Below are 18112 nucleotides of genomic sequence, written 5' to 3' on the forward strand. Positions count from 1 at the left end.
TTTATAACCTTTAACGTAACTTTAAAGTCAAAATGCTAAGGAGAGCAAGAATAAAACTTATTATCCAAATTCTCACAGTTATTTTTTGTTCAGGCCAGCCTTTTTTTTGATAATGGTGATGCACTGGCGCCATGCGAAACACTCTTTTTCCTCTTGTTTTAAAAGAAGCTACTTGAATAATAACACTTAAAGCTTCGGCAACAAAAACACCGCCCATTAAAACAAGAAGGATTTCGTGACCAGTTATCACTGCGACGGTTCCAAGTATTCCTCCAAGAGCGAGTGCGCCTGAATCTCCCATAAATATTTGAGCAGGAAAAGTATTGTACCAAAGGAATCCAATAGAAGATCCAATAAGTCCAGAAAGAAAGATACTTATTTCGCCAGATCCAGCAATTGAATGATAATAAAGATATTTAGAAATTATTACATTTCCAGTAACGTAACTTAAGATTGTCAAGGTTAATGCACAAGTGATAACTGGACCAATTGCTAATCCATCCAAGCCATCAGTTAAATTAACAGCATTACTTGACCCAACAATAACAATTATTGCAAATGGTGCATAAAGAATTCCCATTTGAATAACCATGTTTTTTAGAAATGGAATATTAACAAATGTTGGATTCATAGAAATTGATTTAGGATTAACTAAATGACCTGCTGCCCAGAGATGCCAGGCAATTGCTAAACCTCCAAAAAATAAAAGACCAAGCATTTTCTTTTTGCTAGACAACCCATCCGTATTTTTTTTTGTAATTTTTAAGTAGTCATCTAGGAAGCCAATAAAACCAAAACCAACGCTGATAATAAAAAGTGTAATAAAATGGCGATTTGTTGGATCCATCCATAAGAGAGCACTAAAAAGAGTCGCAAATATTATAACAATGCCTCCCATAGTGGGAGTTCCTTTTTTTTGCATTTGTTCTTCAAGGCCAAGTTCTCTAATAGGTTGTCCAGCTTTGAGTGATCTTAAAATTTTTATCGCTTTTGGGTATAAGATCATTGAAATAATAATACTTGTTATGAGGGCAAGAATTGCTCGGCTTGAAAGATATGAGAAGGCTTTTAGGCCTGAAAATTTAGGGCTTAGCATTATCAGTTTATTTATAAGTATATAGATCATTCTTACTTTTTCTCCTTGGATAAAACAGATCTTGCTATGAGAGCATCTGAAAAGGGATGCTTCGTTTCGCCTATAATTTGATAATCCTCATGTCCTTTGCCTGCAACTAAGATAAGATCATTTGCGTTCCCTTGTTGGATGGCAGATTCAATTGCACTTTTTCTATCAATTATTTTTAAGCATTTCACTTTATCTATAACTCCACAATATATATCTTCAATAATTTTCTCAGGATTTTCTGTACGAGGATTGTCTGAAGTTATTATTGTTATGTCTGACATTTCAGATGATATTTTACCCATCAAAGGTCTTTTACTTTTATCGCGATCGCCACCGCAGCCAAAAACTGTTATAATTTTTCCTTTATTTTCTGATTTTAAAATATTTTTACAAACTAATATAGCTTTTTCAAGTGCATCAGGTGTGTGTGCATAATCAATCAATACAGTTGGCAAATTATTGTTTGAGTTGTCATTTGAAGTGTTTACAACCTCAAGTCTTCCTGGGATATTTTTAATATTTTTTAGAGAAGATATAATTTCATCAAGATCAAATTGAAATGAAATTGCGCATGCAATAGAACTCAGTATATTTTCAAATTGAAAATCTCCAATAAGTGGGCAATGAAACTTTAGTTCTCTGGTTTTATTCATATAATCTGAATCTAGGCAGAATATACCAGAAATACCATTTAATGTCGATTTTTTATCTTTAACATAAAGGTAAAGTGTTTTATTAAAATAACTTTTATAAGAATTTATAAATGATTCACATAATAATGAATTTCCTACACCAATCAAAGTTCTCTTTTTATTAAAAGAATTTTCTACAAAAGAAGTCCAGTTATCATTTTGAGTACAAATTATTGCAGTTCCGTCTTCTTTTAGATATTGAGAGAAGAGTTTCTCTTTAGATTCTTTGTAATCAAGCATTGTTTTATGATAATCAAGATGATCTTGTGTTAAGTTTGTGAAAACAGCTGTGTCTACTTTCCAGTTGCCTAGTCTGTTTTCTTTCAACCCATGTGAAGTAGTTTCCATTATGATTTTATTGATATTTATTTTATCTATAGCGTTGATTATACTTAATAATGTTGGATAGTCAGGTGTTGTCACATGGGAACCTGGAAATTTATCTTCACCAATTTGCATGCCAAGAGTGCCAATCTTTAAAACGTCTTTATGGGAAAGTTGTTCAAATATTTGGCCTGTTATTTGAGTGACAGAAGTCTTTCCGTTCGTTCCTGTAATTCCTATTGATTGGAATTTGCTTTTGTCAAGGTTGTATGCATATTCGATGATATAATTAATAGATAATTCAATATTATTAACGGCAATAAAGCGAGGATTTGAAAGAATGCCTTCAACCCATTCATCCGTTTGATTCAAAAGTTCTTTTAATTCATAAATGAATTTTGGATTGCCAATAAATATATTTCCTGATTCTAAGATTTTTTCTGCAAAAATATTACCATTAAATCGATTTCCTCTTCTTGCTATATATATAAAATGCGGTTCTCGTGCGTGAGGTTGGATTTTAAGATAGTTTTCAGCATCTACTGAATTTAAAAATATTTCGCATTTAGAATTGGATATATAGTCTTTTTTATGAGATATTAAAATATCCTTTAACTCTTTTATCATAAAAATATCATGCATGCTTATTTTAGGGTGTGATAATTTAAATTTTAAGGACATTCTTTTAACGTTCCTTTTTGGGATTTTCTGAAAGTTGAAGCGCAGAAACCTGTGTTGTTTTATGAAAGCTTTGCGATGAGCTCTTTGCTTTGTATTTTTTGAGATATGCATTTTCATAAGGTTTTACGTTAAATATACCTTGTGCGTTTAAATAATGAACTGTTTTTTTTCCAATATCTGCAAACACGGGTCCAGCAAGTGGACCGCCATATGCAGGGCGAATGCTAGCTTCATCAATTACAACAACAATAGCAAGCTTTGGATCATTTGCAGGAATGATTCCTTCAAAGACCGCAGTTCTGCCAGAATAAGCACGATCTTTATTTGACCAAATTTGTGCTGTGCCTGTTTTTCCAGCAACAAGCAGGCCAGGTATACGCGCAGGTGCTCCTGTACCGCCATTTTCTTCAACGACGGACTGCATCATTTGAGAAATCATTTTACTTGTTTCTGGTTTAATATATTCTAATGGAGGAGTTTCTTGATTTAATTGTTTTACTTCATCGACTGCAAGTAAATTAACTCCGTGATCTTTTCCTCCTCCTACAATAATCGATAGCGCATGTGCTAATTGCAATGGAGAGATGGCAAAGCCTTGGCCAAAGGCCATATTGGCAAAATTCATTTCTCGCCAATATTCCGTTTTTTTTATTCTTCCTCCCCATTCACCAGGTAAACCTGTTCCGGGTTGGCGGCCAAAACCGATTTTAATCAGAGCGTCGTAAAAATTTTCTCTTCCCATTTTTTGCACAACTTTATATGCGCCAATATTGCTGCTCACTTTTAATATTTCTTCTGGAGTCAGCCAGCCGTGGGGGTGGGTATCATGGATATATCCACCAGGTAGAGCCATCTTCCCATTTTCTGCATATATTTTTGATTCTGCATTGATAACGCCTAAGTCGAGTGCTTTCGCTATCCACATGGGTTTAACGACGGAGCCGAGCTCAATGGCATCCATGATGGCGCGAAATCGTCTCGCTTGGGGGTCATTTTCAGGTGGCGAATTTAAATCATAGGTAGGGTGACTTGCAATTGCTAAAAGCTCACCCGTTTTTACGTCCATGACGATAGCAGATCCCCCTTTAGCTTTTGCTTTAATGACCCCCTCTCTCAATGCATTTTGGGCAAATTCTTGGATGGAAATATCAATGGAAAGTTTTAAAACTTTACTGCTTGATTCTGGTTTCGACGCATTATTTGGCGTGATCATCACAAGTCTGCCACGAGCATCACGCATGACTTCAATTTTAGTTGGTTTTATATTTAGGCGAGAATTGTATATTTTTTCAATACCTTCAAGCCCATTTCCTTCCGTTCCCACAAAACCTATCAATTGAGCTGCCAATTCTTTTTCGGGATAAAAACGTTTAGGTTCATCAACTACACCTATGAAATCTTGCCATTTTTTAAGTGAACCCATTTTATTAAATTCAGTAAGACTCATTTGTCTTTTCAACCAGATAAAATTTCTTTTATCTCTTGAATAATTGTAAAGTTTATCATATGGAATATTGATTTGATTCGCAACTTTTTCTATTAACTCGACTTCTGTAGGCATTTTTTTTGTGAGTAGAAAAATGCTTGGCCTAGAAACACTGACTGCTAATATTTTACCGTTTCTATCAGTAATCGTAGCTCTTGGTTTTGCTAAAGTTAGAACAGTTTCAAACTGTTTCGTACCTGTTTCAACCAGCTTATTTCTGAGAGATGTCGGGATAAATGTGATCCAGGCATAGCGAATAAGAATTAAAATAAGGAAAATACTACTTATAAAGCCCATAGCATAAGCTCGAATTCGATAATTTGGAATATTATATACTTTGCTGGGTTTTATAAAACTTTTAAATTTAACAAACAAACTTCTGTCAATTTCAGATTTATTTGCCACTTTATTTACCTACTGAGTTAATGCAACGATTGTTCCATTCTCATAACACGTTTTGGGTCAGGTAATATATATTTTGCTCTGCCTGATTTGTCTTTTAATGAGAGCAGATTGTCACGAACCGTTCTTTCCGTTGCCGCAAGCTCTGATTGCAGTTCAACCTGGCGCTGCCGCAGAGATTTTTCCTTTGTTTTCAGTGAAGCAATTTCATAACCAACAGAATATGTTTTTGATCTCATCGTGATAACAACGACCCCAACAATAATGGTCAGAAAGATTATTGCAATAATTGCATCGAATTGTTTGAATAATTTTAACATAAATTAAGACCCTTTGTCTAAGCAAAACTCAAAACAACGCAATCTTGCAGAGCGAGAGCGATTATTTCTAAGGCACTCCTCTTCTGAAGCAACGGTTCCTCCTCGAGGGACTTCTTTGCCAAATCCTTTAGAATGATTTTCTTCTAAATGAAGCATGAGATGCAAGGGGATATTGAGTTCTTTTTTTTCGTCCATTTTTTCTTTTGCATTTTTGCCCTTTTGCCAATTTCTCATTGCATGCTTAACAATTCTATCTTCTAGGGAGTGGAACGAAATAAAACCTGCTTTTCCGTGTGGGTGAATAATTTTAGGGAGATCTTGAAGCAATTTTTCAATAGATGCAAGTTCATTATTTACTTCTATGCGCAAGGCCTGAAAAGTTCTTGTTGCTGGATGTGCTTTTCCTTTGGGATATGCCAATACTCTTTTAACATAGTCAGCAAATTCAATTGTATTTGCTGTTTGAAGTTTAGCAATTTTTCTATCTTCGACAATTGCTTTAGCGAGTTTTCGAGCTTTGGGTTCTTCACCGTAATCAAAGAAAATTCGAGTCAATTCTTTCTCTGAATAATTGTTGAGAATATCAAGAGCAGTAAGGCTTTCATGGGTATCCATCCGCATATCAATAGGTCCTTCATTGAGAAAGGAAAAGCCTCTTTCAGCCCAATCGAGTTGGGGGGAGCTCACTCCGAAATCGGCGATTAAGCCATGAATTTTTTTGCCTGGGAAATGAGATTCAATAATGGATCGTGTTTCGCCAAAATTTTCATTAAATATAAAAAAATTAAACTGAGGATATTTGTTTTTATAAATATTTAAAATAGATTTTGCATATGATATTGCTGTTTCATCCCTATCAAAAGCAATTAAAGTTAAAGAGTATTGTGTAAATAGATTTTTTTTAGCAAAAATTTCAACTAATTGGCAAGAATGCCCTCCGCCCCCAAGTGTGCAATCAACAAATATAAGATTCTTTGTTTCTATGCAATTAAGAGATTGCAGCAGAATTTCGCTAGGAAAAACTTGGTCTATTGTCTCTGATTTAAGAACTGTGGTGTGATGAAACTCTTGATTCAATGAAAACCTCTTTTTTTTCTATCTTAGGTATTTATGTGGTGCTTGGCTTTTAGCATATTGTCAAAAGCGTGGCACTCTCTTTTGTGCCTAAAGCATTCAACTTCATTATAGCAAGTCCGATAATGAACAAGCATAAAAAGATCACTGCTTAAGGAATAAATGTGCCATGAAGAATTATAATATGCAAAAAATGAATTCATTTTATAAGAAGATAAAATTGCTTATATTGTGCATAATTTTTGGCATGGCTTTTATTGGCTGTGAATCATCGAAGCAAGACACTCATGATAATCCTGCACAAAATATTGATAACTCTCAAAGTAAAAACAATACTGGAGAAATATTAGAATATGCAGAGGGACTCGTGCCGCCTCCTAGTCAAAATATTGTTTTAGCTTATTATGTGCAAGCTGGAGATAACTTAGCAATTATTGCAAAAAAGATTTATGGTGATAAAAAAGAATGGTTGAAATTAGCTGAACTTAATAATCTTATTGATCCTCATAAAATATATGCAGGCGACGTTATATATTATTCTTTAACTATTAAAACAAAAGCATTTTCTGAAACATATGAGGGAGCTCCTAAAGCAAAAATTATCGTTAAAAAGGGAGATACTCTCACTCACATATCAAGAGCTGTTTTTGGTAAATCAAAGGACTGGAGAGTTCTTTGGAAAGAGAATCCACATATAGTTAATCCTGATAAATTAAAAGTAGGTGACGTTATTTATTTTAGACCAAAAGCTTTAACGGCAGAGGCAAGCTCTTTTTCAAGTTCGGTAATTGAAAATAAAAATGAAAATATACCTCCACCACAGACAGATAATAATAATTCTGATGAAAAAGGTGATTCGTTGCAAAGCAAAGTAGAAAATAAAACGGAACTATAGCAAATTATCTGAATGTTATTTTTTTGTAATATAAATTATAAAACTATTATCGGTTTCAGAATTTTCGACTAAATTTAATGGAATAAACATACTTCTGTCAACGATATTTATATCTCTAAAGCAAATAATTATCTTCTGATTTAGTAATTCTTCATAAAATGTATAGTTTGGGTTTTCTTTTGCGAATTTTTCAATAAGACCCTTCAAGTTATTTGGGATGTTCTCTGAGTAATTAATTATTAATTTATTATCTTCAGAGTTGTTTTTTGAATTAAAATATTTAATACATTCGAAGTACTGCTTAGGTGTTCCTATATCAAACCAATAGTTGTTTTTTGGAAATTCCATATGAGCAATTTTGTAATTATTATGTAATATTTTCCTAAAAAACAAATCAATACTCGATTTTTTTTCAATTGGAGAATTTATAAGAATTTTGTGGCTGATAATCTGGTGAGTCGTAAATATTCTTGGAGTTTTTTCTTCATTTGATTGAAAGTTTTCTCCAAAACCTAATACATATTTTAAATCTTTCGAAACCCAAGTGGCATCCTTTCTAAAATAATTTAGTTCTTTAGTACACATAAGGGCAAGTTCTTCTGAACTTTTAATTTCCCATTTGAAAAGCATATTTTCAAGGGGAAACTGTGCGGCTATATCTCCAGATACAACAATTAAATCTTTGTTTGAATTTGCCGGGTCTTCATTTATGAGTGAATGAAATATGCGAGAAATCCCACCACCAGTTTCAAGAATGTTTTCTTCATGCCAGAAGATAATTCTAGCAGGATCGTACCCTTTTTTAATTGCAGTACTTGTAAGTTCCTTTTGTGTTTCATAAGCCAAATAATGAGTATTACAATGAACTTTCTCAAATCCTGCTTGTAGAAAAATCTCTATACTTAGAAAAGCGACAGGAGTGTCTAAGATAGGACAAATTACTTTTGGCAAATATTGGGTTAAAGGTTTTAAGCGAGAACCAAAACCTGCGCATAAAACAACTGGTATATATTTTGAAGTGTCAATTTTTTCTAGCATCATTTCCGTCTGTGAATTGCGTTTGGATTAAATTATCCAATTTTTCTGAAAACTCGCCTTTATAAAGATTTTCGATTAATTTAAAGAGGTGTGGTAGCATCATTTTCAAATTTGTTTCTTCATGTATTTGTGCGAGTTCCGAGTTAAGAATTTCCAACGTTTGTTTTACATATTTTAAATAATTGGATTTTCCTTTTTTTGTTGCAAGATATCCAAAGCTTCCAATTGCTTTGATATTTCTTTGCAGACCCATAAGTAATATTTCTAAATTAAAATCACTTTCTGAAATAATTTTTTTATTGTATTTTTTTCTAGATTTGTTTAGTTCTGCTAAATAATATGCAAATAATTCTTTTCGAGTTTCCCAAGTTATTTTTACATAACTATCGCGCACTAGACTAACCACATCATATGAATGTGGACCCATGCGAGCATCTTGGAAATCTATCCAATAAATTTTATCATCTTTAATCATTATATTTCTGACGTGGTAATCTCTATGACATAGAACTTTTTCAAAATTATCTAAGCGATTTGAAAGTAATTTCATGTCTTCAAATATTCCTGAATAACAGTCATTGTCTTCAGTAATATTGAGTTGCATAAAGCCATTTAAAAAATGCGTTACAAAAAAATTGAGTTCATAGTATAATTTTTCAAAATCAAAATATCTTTGAATAGCTGGATGGTCTATTTTTACAATTGGGTATTGTGCTTTTAATAAAAGGGAAAGTGAATCTTTATAATACTGAATAGCCTGTGCGCATTTTGGATTATTGATATCGAGCATTTCTTCTTTAAGTGCAGAACTTAAAAAATTATCGCCTAAATCTTCTGTCCAAATACAAGCATTTGTTTCATCAATTTCAACAATTTTTGGGATAGGGAGTTCCATTTTGTTTAGAGCATTGTGCATTCCAATCCAGCTTATAGGATCGCCGCCATATCCTCCTTCCCATTTAGGAAATTGCATGCAAATTAAACTTTTAGGGTCGTTTAAAAGGCGGAAAAACTTACGGTCACTTGCATCACCTGCAATGAGTATGAGTATTGGCTCTTGGCTGCTGATTGCTTGGTCAGAATTTATTATTTTGAAATCATGAATTCTTAGCATGAGTTGATCCGATTCCATGTCAATTGAAAGAATTCCATTCATTATCATTCCCTTAGCATCAAAAGTCATCATTTGAACTCAGAGCGTGTTCGTTTTCTCAAGTGATGCGCAATTATAATTGTGGTATAGAGGTGTGTATTTCGTCAACCCTAGCGAAAGGTTTTAGTGTGAAAACCATTTCAGTGCGTGGAGCGCAAGAGCATAATCTTAAAAATATTGATTTAGACATTCCTAAAAACGCTCTTGTCGTTTTTACGGGAGTGAGTGGATCTGGGAAAAGCAGTTTAGTCTTCGATACCGTCTATGCAGAAGCGTTTCGCCGCTTCACGGACTCGAGCCAGGCTTCATATTATGTTATGGGAAGCTCACAATTTGCAAAAATGTCGCGTCCACGTTTTCGTTCCATTATGGGTTTGCCACCTGCATTAGGACTGTCGCAGCGACAGGGTGTGGCAGGCAAAATTTCGACAGTTGGGACTATTTCTGGAGTGTCCGATTTGTTTCGGGTTTATTTTGCTGCATTTGGGGATTTTTATTGTCGCAAATGTGATATTCCTTTAAAGGCTTTTTCATTTAGTGAAATATCGAAAAAAATTATGGAAGAATTTGAGCAAAAAAAGATAATGCTTATTGCTTCTATTGCTGAAAAAAGAAAAGGTCTTTTTAAAACAGAAATCGAAAAATTTAGAGAGCTTGGGTTTTCCAAATTAAGAATTAATGGAGAGATTTTCGATTTACAAGACGAAAAAGTGAAAATAACGATAGATGCAAAAAAACTTAATACAATAGATATTATAATTGATTTTCTCATAATAAACAGTGAGAAAAAGCAGAGGATCGAACGCTCTATATTTCAAGCCCTTGAATATGGAAAAGGGATTTTAAAGGTTGAAATAGGTAATAAATATTATATATTTAATACTAAATCAAGATGCCCACAATGTGGAGAGAGTTCACCCAAAATTGATCCGAGGTACTTTAGTCATTCTTCAATTGGTCAATGTGAAAAATGCGAAGGAGAGGGTAGTGAAGGAGAAGGACTTCCTGCAGATTTATTTCCTTGTAAAATATGTAGCGGTACCCGATTAACTCCCATTCGACCAATCGTTAGAATTTTAAGAAAAACTTATGAAGAAATTCATTTAATGAATATGAATAAACTATTTGATTTTGTCGATACTGATTTAAGAAATATCTCGCAAGGTGATAAATCAAAAGAAAAGATTTTTTCTGAAATATTTCGTTCTATAATAAGTATAAATAAAGTTGGCTTAAACCACCTGATATTAAATCGTGCTGGTTCATCGTTGTCTCCTGGCGATCTGCAACGCTTACGTCTTGCTTCTATGATTTCAAATAAATTGTCAGGTGTGATGTATGCTGTAGATGAGCCATGCCAAGGATTAACAGCAGAAGAAGTAAAAAAAATCACACTTATTTTCAAAGAGCTAATAAAAGATGGCGCAAGCATACTCGCCGTTGAGCATCACCCGACTTTTCTCTCTGAATGTGAGATCTTATTTTTAATGGGCCCGGGCGCAGGTGTGCATGGTGGACAAATTGTTGCCAAAACCACTGACCACGTGCATTTAAAGGACCTTCTTGCCAAGCAGCAATTGCAAAAAGTTGTATCCAAGATTGAAGTTCCAACATCAATGCCGGCGAAAATAAAAAAGCTAAGTAAGAAGAGTTCAAAATCGGTGGATAGTGCTGTTTCATTGGAAAACACTCCTAATAACCTAGAAAAAGGTTATATTTCTTTTTCGGATATTTCCCTCCGTAACTTAAAAATGCAGGATATCACAATTCAACAAGGGGCCATTACGGTGCTTCGAGGTGAGTCAGGTAGAGGGAAATCCTCATTTTTAGATTTATGTCTTTTACCAGCGCTCTCTGCATTTGGTGGGAAAGGCTTAGAAGAAGATTTAACCCGTATCCCTCAATATGGAAAATTTTCAAAGGTTAATAGCAAAAATATATCTGTAAATATAGTTGGTTATGTAAAACCCGGCAGTATGACACGCAGCTCTCGCAGAAGTGTTGCCTCAGCTTTAGAAGTTATAGCTCCCCTCAGGGAAATTTTTGCAAAACTCCCTGCAAGTCAGGTTATGGGTTTAACAGAAAGTCATTTTTCTTGGAATTCTAAGTTCGGTAGATGCGATAAGTGTGAGGGGAGAGGATATATAGAGCTTCCGCAGAAATATGCTCAATCGGTTCGTGTTGAATGTGAATTGTGTCTTGGGGCTAAATTAAATTCTCGGAGTCTATTACCTAGGTTTAAAGGTGCAAATTTAGCAGATATTATGGATTTTACGTTGGAACAAACATTAGAAGTATTTGAAAATCATAAGCATATAGCCAGTAAAGTCTCGCGTGCCTGCCAATTTGGTCTTGGTTATATTCAGCTTGGTCAGGGGATGGATTCCTTAAGTGGGGGAGAATTGCAGCGATTGAATTTAACACTTGAACTTAAAAGAGCGAGTCTTGAAGGTGCATGGTTCATTTTAACCCATCCGAGTACAGGACTGCATGGACCAGATATTCAAATATTAGGAAATCTAATGAAAGTCATGACCGAGCGGGGTGCCACATTTGTTTTAATAGAAAATCGTGAAGAGTTTTCAAAATTTGCTGATAACATTATTGAGTTTTAAATATATATTAGAAAGAATTGCCTAGAATTTTTTTCATTGTTCCAATTTTTTGCTGTCACTCATTTATTATTTCTTATTTATTTCCGAAATTATTTTAAATAAATCATTAGAAATGATTTTCCGGGGGGTATATGCAAAAAAACGGTGTGAATTTTAGTATCCGTTACTTGGAAAACCAATCAAATTCATTTTGGCGAGAAATAAATCCTACGGCAAAATCTTGTTTGAGTCTGAAAAGATTATTAGAAGTGTATGCAGCCAAAGAAGAATGGGAACAAGTTATAAATTTATCTTCAAGAGCTGTATTGCATTTAAGTAAAAATTACGATCGTGCAGATTTTTACCATATTTGGATGTGTGCATTAAATGAAACATTTGATAACAAATCGTTAATTGAATTGGGTAAACACCTTATTAGGATGAGACAACTTCATCCAGTTTTTATTGCATTAGCATTGATAGCTTTTCAATTTGCAGAGTGTGTGAAAACATCTGATAAGTTATTTAATTATCTTAAAAAAAACAAAGGTATACATAATAGATTTGCTTTTGAGGCATGTGGAATGTACTTAGTAAATAGATCTGATGAAATGGATATGCAAAAAGGATTAAATTTATTAAAAAAGACATGTCTCGAGAAAAATGCAAGCTATTTTAGTTGGCGGAATTATTTAAGGTGTCTATCACAAAAAGATAAAGAAGGAGACATGTGCTGGACTTATAATGCAATGCATTTAAGATATCCATTTGCACAAGAACCATATGTTGTAGCAAGTTTAATCGCCATTGAGGAGAAAAATTGGGAAGAAGCTATGCGTTTGCTCAAACAATTGATAAATGACAATCCAAATAATATGAATGCAATTTTAGCTTTAACTCAATGTCATGAAGAACTTGGGCATTATGCAGAAGCGCTCAACTTATTAGTTAAAAACAATGATAAGTTTCAAGCTCATAATTATGATTATTATTATTTATTGGGGCATATATTAAGGAAAATAATAGAAAAAGATTTTGATGAAGATCTGAAAAAAATGTCATTAAATTATTTAGAAAAAAGTTTATTTATCGCAAATTCTTTACACTTTCCAATAAATGCTATTATGAAGGAAATCAAGGAAATTCAATTTATTGGCAGAGAGAATGAAAATATTGTAGAAGATGAACTATATGAAATAAATAAATTTAGTAATGTACAAATGAGCAATGAGAATACAGAGTCTGAGAATAATTTTTCAGACAGAAAAGTTGGATAATAATAAATTAAAGCTCAATGTATTCTAATTTTTTAATGTAATTTGATCCCATGTCATTGCATTGAAGAAATTATAAGTCATATAAAATTCACCGGATTCACCCATTCTCTGACCCCATGAATTACGGATTTTTATTAATTTTTGTTTATCATCATATCCATAAGCAATGACTTCATGGCCTATGCCATTAAGGGAGCAATAATTTCTAGAGTTTCCTTGATGGCAAGCCCATAAACCACCGCTATAACTTCTTTCTCCAACTTTGACATCGAATCCATTTACTTGAGGGATATTAACACCCAATAATACACGATATCCTTTGTCAATAGCGCCTCTTAATGCCTCAATACTTCCTTGGTTTTCATAGAACCATGTCATACTTTCAGAGTATTTTTTATCGCTGACATTTCTATAGTTTTGTGGACTAACAACTTGTCTGCTGTTTGGATAAGTTGAACCGAAACATTTTCCTTTTTGAATATATCCATTTTTCCAAATCATGTTTAAAACGATTTTAGCAAAAGTACCATTCCAGAGATTCATATCTAACCCTCGTGCAAGTGCAAGGGCGCATTGTTGATCGATATAATCACCAAGTTTATCTTTTGCATTCAGTGCCGCTGTAACTGCAAAGGTAACGCAAGTGCCATCTGCGCCTTGATTAAGGACAGGTACATTATTCATACTGAGATCAATCGAGCCCTGTGAGTTGGAAAACGGAATGATTCCTTCCCTATAATCATATTCACCACCCATTTTTTGCATATCTATATTTGCTTGTTTATTTTTTTCTATCATCGCTTGAGTGGGTATTATTTTTAGGAATTTATATTTTTGAACTTCTTCTGGAATAATGACAATCTTATCTGGAGATAGTATGACTTCTTTATCAAATTTCAACTCAAGTTCTTGGATTCCATCTATTGTAACAAATTCAGAATTATCTTCTTGACCGTATGAATTAAAACCCATTAAAAAGATCACTGAAAAAATAAAAATAATTTTTCTAAACATAGGTGTCTCCTTGCTCTGGTTTGAATTTTAAAATACAGAAGCAATTTCAACTATTCCCTCCTTTAAAGATGAAAGTTATTATTTTTTTGTTACTTTAATAAAGTAACAAAAAAATATTCCAGAAGAACTTTTATAATAGTATAATAAAAAAATTAAAAATCAAATATTTTTTAAATTTATTTTCTCAATTTCTTTATTTTTTTTGGTAAAAGATAAAATATATTTATTAAAATTTTATCTTGTCTGAGAATATGAGTTTTAAATGGGTTATATTGTTTGATATATTAGTTTGTAAATAAGTGCTATTATCTAAGTATTTAAAAGAAAAAATTTTCATTCCGGATAACATTATATCGTAATCTTTTTCTTTTTGATAATAACATTACCTGGAAAATAACTAATTGGTGAATCTAAAATTATGGATTCTACATAATTTGAATCTGAAAGTTCACTTTCAAAAAATCTAAATTAAAATAAACTTGAAATAAATAAAATTATCATATTGGAATTTTCGACGAGACTATTTCTCTCTTGAAAACCACAGATATTTAATATAGACCTTTTATAAAATTCTTAAATTTGTGCCCAGTACCTCTTTCCCATGCGATTATACCGCTTAGGGTTGAGGAAATTACGCCCTGACCGGGGAAAACGCAATCTCCAATAAGATACAATTTCGATTTATTATTGTAATGATAAATCATAGAAGGAGTTGGTTTAAATAAAAAGTTTTTGAAATTTGCAACGAGTCCTCCGACCTGTCCTTTATTTCTCAGTGTATATTTCTCATATGTAAATGGTGTGGCAATTTCACAATCTAATATTTGCAAATTTATTGAATTTTCGATTCTTTTTTTAATCTGCTCCAAGTAAATTTCTTTCTTATTTGGTTTAAATAAACTGATTTCAATATGAAGAGTAGCAGTAAAGCACCGTATTTTAGAGTCGTGTTCATGCTGATAGATTGATAAATAGAGTGAAGATGACAGTTCAGCTTCTTCAGTTTTATCTGGAAAAAGTTGGTGATACCATGGTTCTCTAGGATATGCTAAATCATCATTAAAATAACCATAAAGTGCAAGAGCTCCCCAGCCCTGAGATTCTTCACTTTTTTCTTTCCATTTCTTGAAAGTTTTGTGATTATACAAAAACAGATCTTCATTGAATAGTTTAACAACGTTCCATATTGAAGAGTTAACAAAAAGATTATCACGCACAACATAATTTTTTTGGTTTTTATTTCGATCGATCGTTTTTATAAAATATCCGTCATCAAAATGTGTTATTTCTGTTACTTCTTGAGCATATATGACATGCATTTTTCTTTTAGAAATTTGAGTCGCCATAGGCTTGAAATAACTTCGCATACCTCCATCTAATCTATAAATGCCTTTATGCAAAATGCTTAAACCCATGCATCCCACAAGCCAAGGTGTGTTTTCCATGTCGGTTTGTGCTGTATCTATAAGTAATGAGTTAATTACTTTGTGTGAAATAACATGCTCTTCCTTTATGCCGAAGAGAGAGACAATTGTTGAAGTTCTAAAAAAAATTGTAAAAATAGTTTTAATTTGCCCTATAAAATTTAAAGAAAAGAATATTGACAGGTTTTCGAAAAATTCTTTTTTTGAAATTATCGGAAATTTAGGAATAGTTTTGATTAAGCTCCATAAATAAGTAGAATTTTTGTTTGTAAATTTAAAAAAACGAATTAAATTTTTTAATTCGTTTTCATCAATAATTCCTTCGATTATTTTAATTTCACCATCAGATTTTAATAACAATTTAATATTATACTCAGGAAGATGGAAAGTAATATATTCTATTTTGTGACTTTTAATATCAGGATCGCGATGGGCATGGCCAAGATTAAATAGATTGTATTGAATTCCATTTTGTTCGCATTCAACTAATTGGGTTGCGCCTACATCAAATAGGCGGCGCGGATTTCCTCTAGCAAAATAGCTTGCACACCCTCCAGGTTCAAAATGGTGTTCAAGAGCTAAATTTTTTTCATTTGGATTGCTGAGGCTCAATAATTTTGCAGTGGCAATACCTGCTGCACCAAGGCCGATGACTAGGTTATCAACTGTTTCTGAAGATTCAGTATCCACATTCTCATATCCTATAATAGAGAAAAATTGAAAAGTGCTTATTTATTTTTGATACTAACATTATTTATCTTTTGATTTCAAATGGGCGAACATTTGCTCGCAGTTTTGACCTTTCAGTATTTAAATATTCACTGAGTCTTTCGCTAAATTTAATTTCTTGTAGTTTGGATTTCCAATTTCCATAATTTTTTTCCAAATCACTGCCTGAAGAAAATTGTGCTCCAAGATATTGAAAGAAAAATGCTGAACTGCCTATATAGAGAGGGCCAACAACTTCATTTACTTTTAGATTCGTAAGTTTTTCTCTCAGAACGGAGGGAAGCTCAGTCAGCGTGCGTGGGGGAAGAAGACCTTCGGTATCTGTCGCATCACTGGCCATTGAGTATTTTTTGACAAGATCTATGAAGTCATCCCCTGATGCAATTCCTTTTTCTACATCCTGTATAGGTTTAAAACTATTAGGATTAGAACTGAGATTTTCGGGAATTTTTATAAGTAAACTTCTAAGTTTTACAGTGCTAACTTGCTTAACGCTACCGGTTTGTTGTAAATAGAAATGATTGATTTCATCATCGGTGACACTGACTTGCGGGCTGATAATTCTGCCTATAACCTGTTGTTTTAACAATTCATTCTTGAATTCTACGCGATAATCATCAATACTTCTGCCCATTTGCGTTAATTGTATGCTCAAGTCAGCTTCAGTAAGTCCTCTCTGTTTAATAAAATCTTGAATTCGACTTTCAAGTTCCTCTTCGGAAATATCGAAGCCTAGCTCTATGGCCTTAATTTGTAATACTTTCTGATTAATTAAACCATCCAAAACTTGGTGAGCCTGAGCAGGGGTGAAAGATCCACCAATAATATACCCATTTGCTTGGATATTGCTTTGGCCTTGAGTGGCAACGAAAACGGCTTGTTGAAAATCACTTAATAAAATTACTTGATCAGCAACTGTCGCAAGAACTCCATCAATGGTATTTGAGTCAAAAGGAGTTGTTGGAGCCAAAGTTGTGATAGTTTCTGCTGTACGAGAATTCTTTTCAATATCTTGACTTGAAACGCAAGATACCAATAGATAAGTTGAACTTAATATCGCTAGAAAATTTATTTTTTTCATTTTATGAGAGATCTCCAAAACAGCCTTACCATTGCTAGGTTTAAAAGAGTTGGCCAAGAAAATCTTCATAATTCATTATATACTTAAAAGCAAAGAACTTTTACTTATTGGGAGAATTATCAATATATTTTATTTCTACTTTTATAGTTAAGTTCTTAGCAATTTTTAATCTTTTAGCTTCGAATTAACATGCTAATATTACGTGAATAAATTTCTATTTTAAGAAAAAAGCTAAAGACCTCCGATCAATTAATTGGAGGTCTAAGTTATGAGAGTCAATGTCTTTTCACCTCTTTCATACACTTGGGAAAGATTTGCAGAATTACAGCACCAATACGCGATGGCGCGAGGGCGCAGGGATGTTAGGCATTTCGATTATTTGTCTGAAGTGCGCAATGATGAAAGAATTAAAGAGAAATATCTAGATAAAGAAGCGTTGAAAAAAATAATTCTTAATATCCTATATAGTAACGAAACAATACGTGAAACACAAAAAAAGGAATTACAAAGAATTGATTATGAGCGCACATATTTTGAAAACCTGTACTTTTTAAATAGGGATATAAAGAAGCATACCGAGATGGTTAGATATCTCAGAATGAAAGCGCTTGATCATTATGTATTGAATTTGAAAATTGAGAATGAACTTATAATTAAAAAGGAAATAGAGAATGAATCTATAAAAAATAAGGAAGTCGATCCGAAGAAAATGAAATAGGTTGAATGGAGTTTGTAATGTTTTCTATGATGAATATGATTTGATTTTGGTAATTAAATTGCAAAAATCACTCAAAATATCGTT

14 protein-coding genes are annotated in these 18112 nt (G+C 33.0%); 4 read left to right on the forward strand and 10 right to left on the reverse strand.

What is annotated here, in order from left to right; genetic code table 11:
* Positions 1 to 10: 10 nt before the first annotated feature.
* From mraY to rsmH, 5 genes are read right to left on the reverse strand one after another with little or no spacing between them, the layout of a single operon-like run.
* The gene (mraY, locus tag EZS29_RS00340; protein WP_130605404.1) at positions 11 to 1126 is read right to left on the reverse strand and encodes a phospho-N-acetylmuramoyl-pentapeptide-transferase; all 1116 of its coding nucleotides are present in this window, start codon (positions 1124 to 1126) and stop codon (positions 11 to 13) included.
* A gap of 2 nt (positions 1127 to 1128) precedes the next feature.
* A complete protein-coding gene (locus tag EZS29_RS00345; RefSeq protein ID WP_172603686.1) occupies positions 1129 to 2823 on the reverse strand; it encodes a UDP-N-acetylmuramoyl-L-alanyl-D-glutamate--2,6-diaminopimelate ligase in 1695 nt (564 codons plus the stop codon).
* A gap of 4 nt (positions 2824 to 2827) precedes the next feature.
* A complete protein-coding gene (locus EZS29_RS00350) occupies positions 2828 to 4714 on the reverse strand; it encodes a peptidoglycan D,D-transpeptidase FtsI family protein (RefSeq protein ID WP_130605408.1) in 1887 nt (628 codons plus the stop codon).
* Between the two features lie 17 nt (positions 4715 to 4731).
* Positions 4732 to 5031, reverse strand: coding sequence for a hypothetical protein (locus EZS29_RS00355; protein WP_130605410.1), 300 nt, complete (start codon positions 5029 to 5031; stop codon positions 4732 to 4734).
* A 3-nt stretch (positions 5032 to 5034) separates the two neighbouring features.
* Positions 5035 to 6108, reverse strand: coding sequence for a 16S rRNA (cytosine(1402)-N(4))-methyltransferase RsmH (gene rsmH, locus EZS29_RS00360; protein WP_130605412.1), 1074 nt, complete (start codon positions 6106 to 6108; stop codon positions 5035 to 5037).
* A 166-nt stretch (positions 6109 to 6274) separates the two neighbouring features.
* On the opposite strand from rsmH, the gene EZS29_RS00365 reads away from it, so the two are divergent.
* A complete protein-coding gene (locus EZS29_RS00365; protein WP_130605414.1) occupies positions 6275 to 7000 on the forward strand; it encodes a LysM peptidoglycan-binding domain-containing protein in 726 nt (241 codons plus the stop codon).
* A 15-nt stretch (positions 7001 to 7015) separates the two neighbouring features.
* Here EZS29_RS00365 and EZS29_RS00370 read toward each other — a convergent pair whose 3' ends face one another.
* Positions 7016 to 8038 (reverse strand): nucleotidyltransferase family protein, encoded by a 1023-nt coding sequence (locus EZS29_RS00370; protein ID WP_172603687.1) that lies wholly within the window; start codon positions 8036 to 8038, stop codon positions 7016 to 7018.
* Positions 8022 to 9194, reverse strand: coding sequence for an aminoglycoside phosphotransferase family protein (locus EZS29_RS00375; RefSeq protein WP_172603688.1), 1173 nt, complete (start codon positions 9192 to 9194; stop codon positions 8022 to 8024). The genes EZS29_RS00370 and EZS29_RS00375 overlap by 17 nt, the downstream gene beginning before the upstream one ends.
* Positions 9195 to 9319: 125 nt before the next feature.
* Here EZS29_RS00375 and EZS29_RS00380 point away from each other — a divergent pair, with 125 nt between their 5' ends.
* Both EZS29_RS00380 and EZS29_RS00385 read left to right on the forward strand, forming a co-directional pair.
* Positions 9320 to 11806, forward strand: coding sequence for a hypothetical protein (locus EZS29_RS00380; protein WP_130605420.1), 2487 nt, complete (start codon positions 9320 to 9322; stop codon positions 11804 to 11806).
* A 131-nt stretch (positions 11807 to 11937) separates the two neighbouring features.
* A complete protein-coding gene (locus EZS29_RS00385; RefSeq protein WP_130605422.1) occupies positions 11938 to 13062 on the forward strand; it encodes a tetratricopeptide repeat protein in 1125 nt (374 codons plus the stop codon).
* 24 nt (positions 13063 to 13086) lie between these two features.
* Here the strand turns inward: EZS29_RS00385 and EZS29_RS00390 are convergent, their stop codons facing one another.
* The 3 genes from EZS29_RS00390 to EZS29_RS00400 form a co-directional block, all read right to left on the reverse strand.
* Positions 13087 to 14076: a C1 family peptidase gene (locus tag EZS29_RS00390; protein WP_130605424.1), complete on the reverse strand. Its 990-nt coding sequence runs from the start codon at positions 14074 to 14076 to the stop codon at positions 13087 to 13089.
* Positions 14077 to 14624: 548 nt separating this feature from the next.
* Positions 14625 to 16190, reverse strand: a complete 1566-nt coding sequence (locus tag EZS29_RS00395) for an NAD(P)-binding protein (protein ID WP_172603689.1) — start codon at positions 16188 to 16190, stop codon at positions 14625 to 14627.
* Between the two features lie 64 nt (positions 16191 to 16254).
* Positions 16255 to 17310: a SurA N-terminal domain-containing protein gene (locus tag EZS29_RS00400; protein ID WP_172603690.1), complete on the reverse strand. Its 1056-nt coding sequence runs from the start codon at positions 17308 to 17310 to the stop codon at positions 16255 to 16257.
* Between the two features lie 268 nt (positions 17311 to 17578).
* Between EZS29_RS00400 and EZS29_RS00405 the strand changes: the two genes are divergently transcribed.
* Entirely contained in the window at positions 17579 to 18028 is a 450-nt protein-coding gene (locus EZS29_RS00405; protein WP_130605430.1) for a hypothetical protein, read from the forward strand.
* Positions 18029 to 18112 lie beyond the last annotated feature (84 nt).

The organism is Fluviispira sanaruensis, assembly GCF_004295685.1.
Lineage (GTDB): Bacteria > Bdellovibrionota_B > Oligoflexia > Silvanigrellales > Silvanigrellaceae > Silvanigrella > Silvanigrella sanaruensis.

Coding starts and splice junctions, on each gene's coding strand:
- mraY (WP_130605404.1), bottom strand. CDS start 1,126: ATGATCTATATACTTATAAATAAACTGATAATGCTAAGCCCTAAATTT.
- EZS29_RS00345 (WP_172603686.1), bottom strand. CDS start 2,823: ATGTCCTTAAAATTTAAATTATCACACCCTAAAATAAGCATGCATGAT.
- EZS29_RS00355 (WP_130605410.1), bottom strand. CDS start 5,031: ATGTTAAAATTATTCAAACAATTCGATGCAATTATTGCAATAATCTTT.
- EZS29_RS00365 (WP_130605414.1), top strand. CDS start 6,275: ATGAAGAATTATAATATGCAAAAAATGAATTCATTTTATAAGAAGATA.
- EZS29_RS00370 (WP_172603687.1), bottom strand. CDS start 8,038: ATGCTAGAAAAAATTGACACTTCAAAATATATACCAGTTGTTTTATGC.
- EZS29_RS00375 (WP_172603688.1), bottom strand. CDS start 9,194: ATGAATGGAATTCTTTCAATTGACATGGAATCGGATCAACTCATGCTA.
- EZS29_RS00385 (WP_130605422.1), top strand. CDS start 11,938: ATGCAAAAAAACGGTGTGAATTTTAGTATCCGTTACTTGGAAAACCAA.
- EZS29_RS00390 (WP_130605424.1), bottom strand. CDS start 14,076: ATGTTTAGAAAAATTATTTTTATTTTTTCAGTGATCTTTTTAATGGGT.
- EZS29_RS00400 (WP_172603690.1), bottom strand. CDS start 17,310: ATGAAAAAAATAAATTTTCTAGCGATATTAAGTTCAACTTATCTATTG.
- EZS29_RS00405 (WP_130605430.1), top strand. CDS start 17,579: ATGAGAGTCAATGTCTTTTCACCTCTTTCATACACTTGGGAAAGATTT.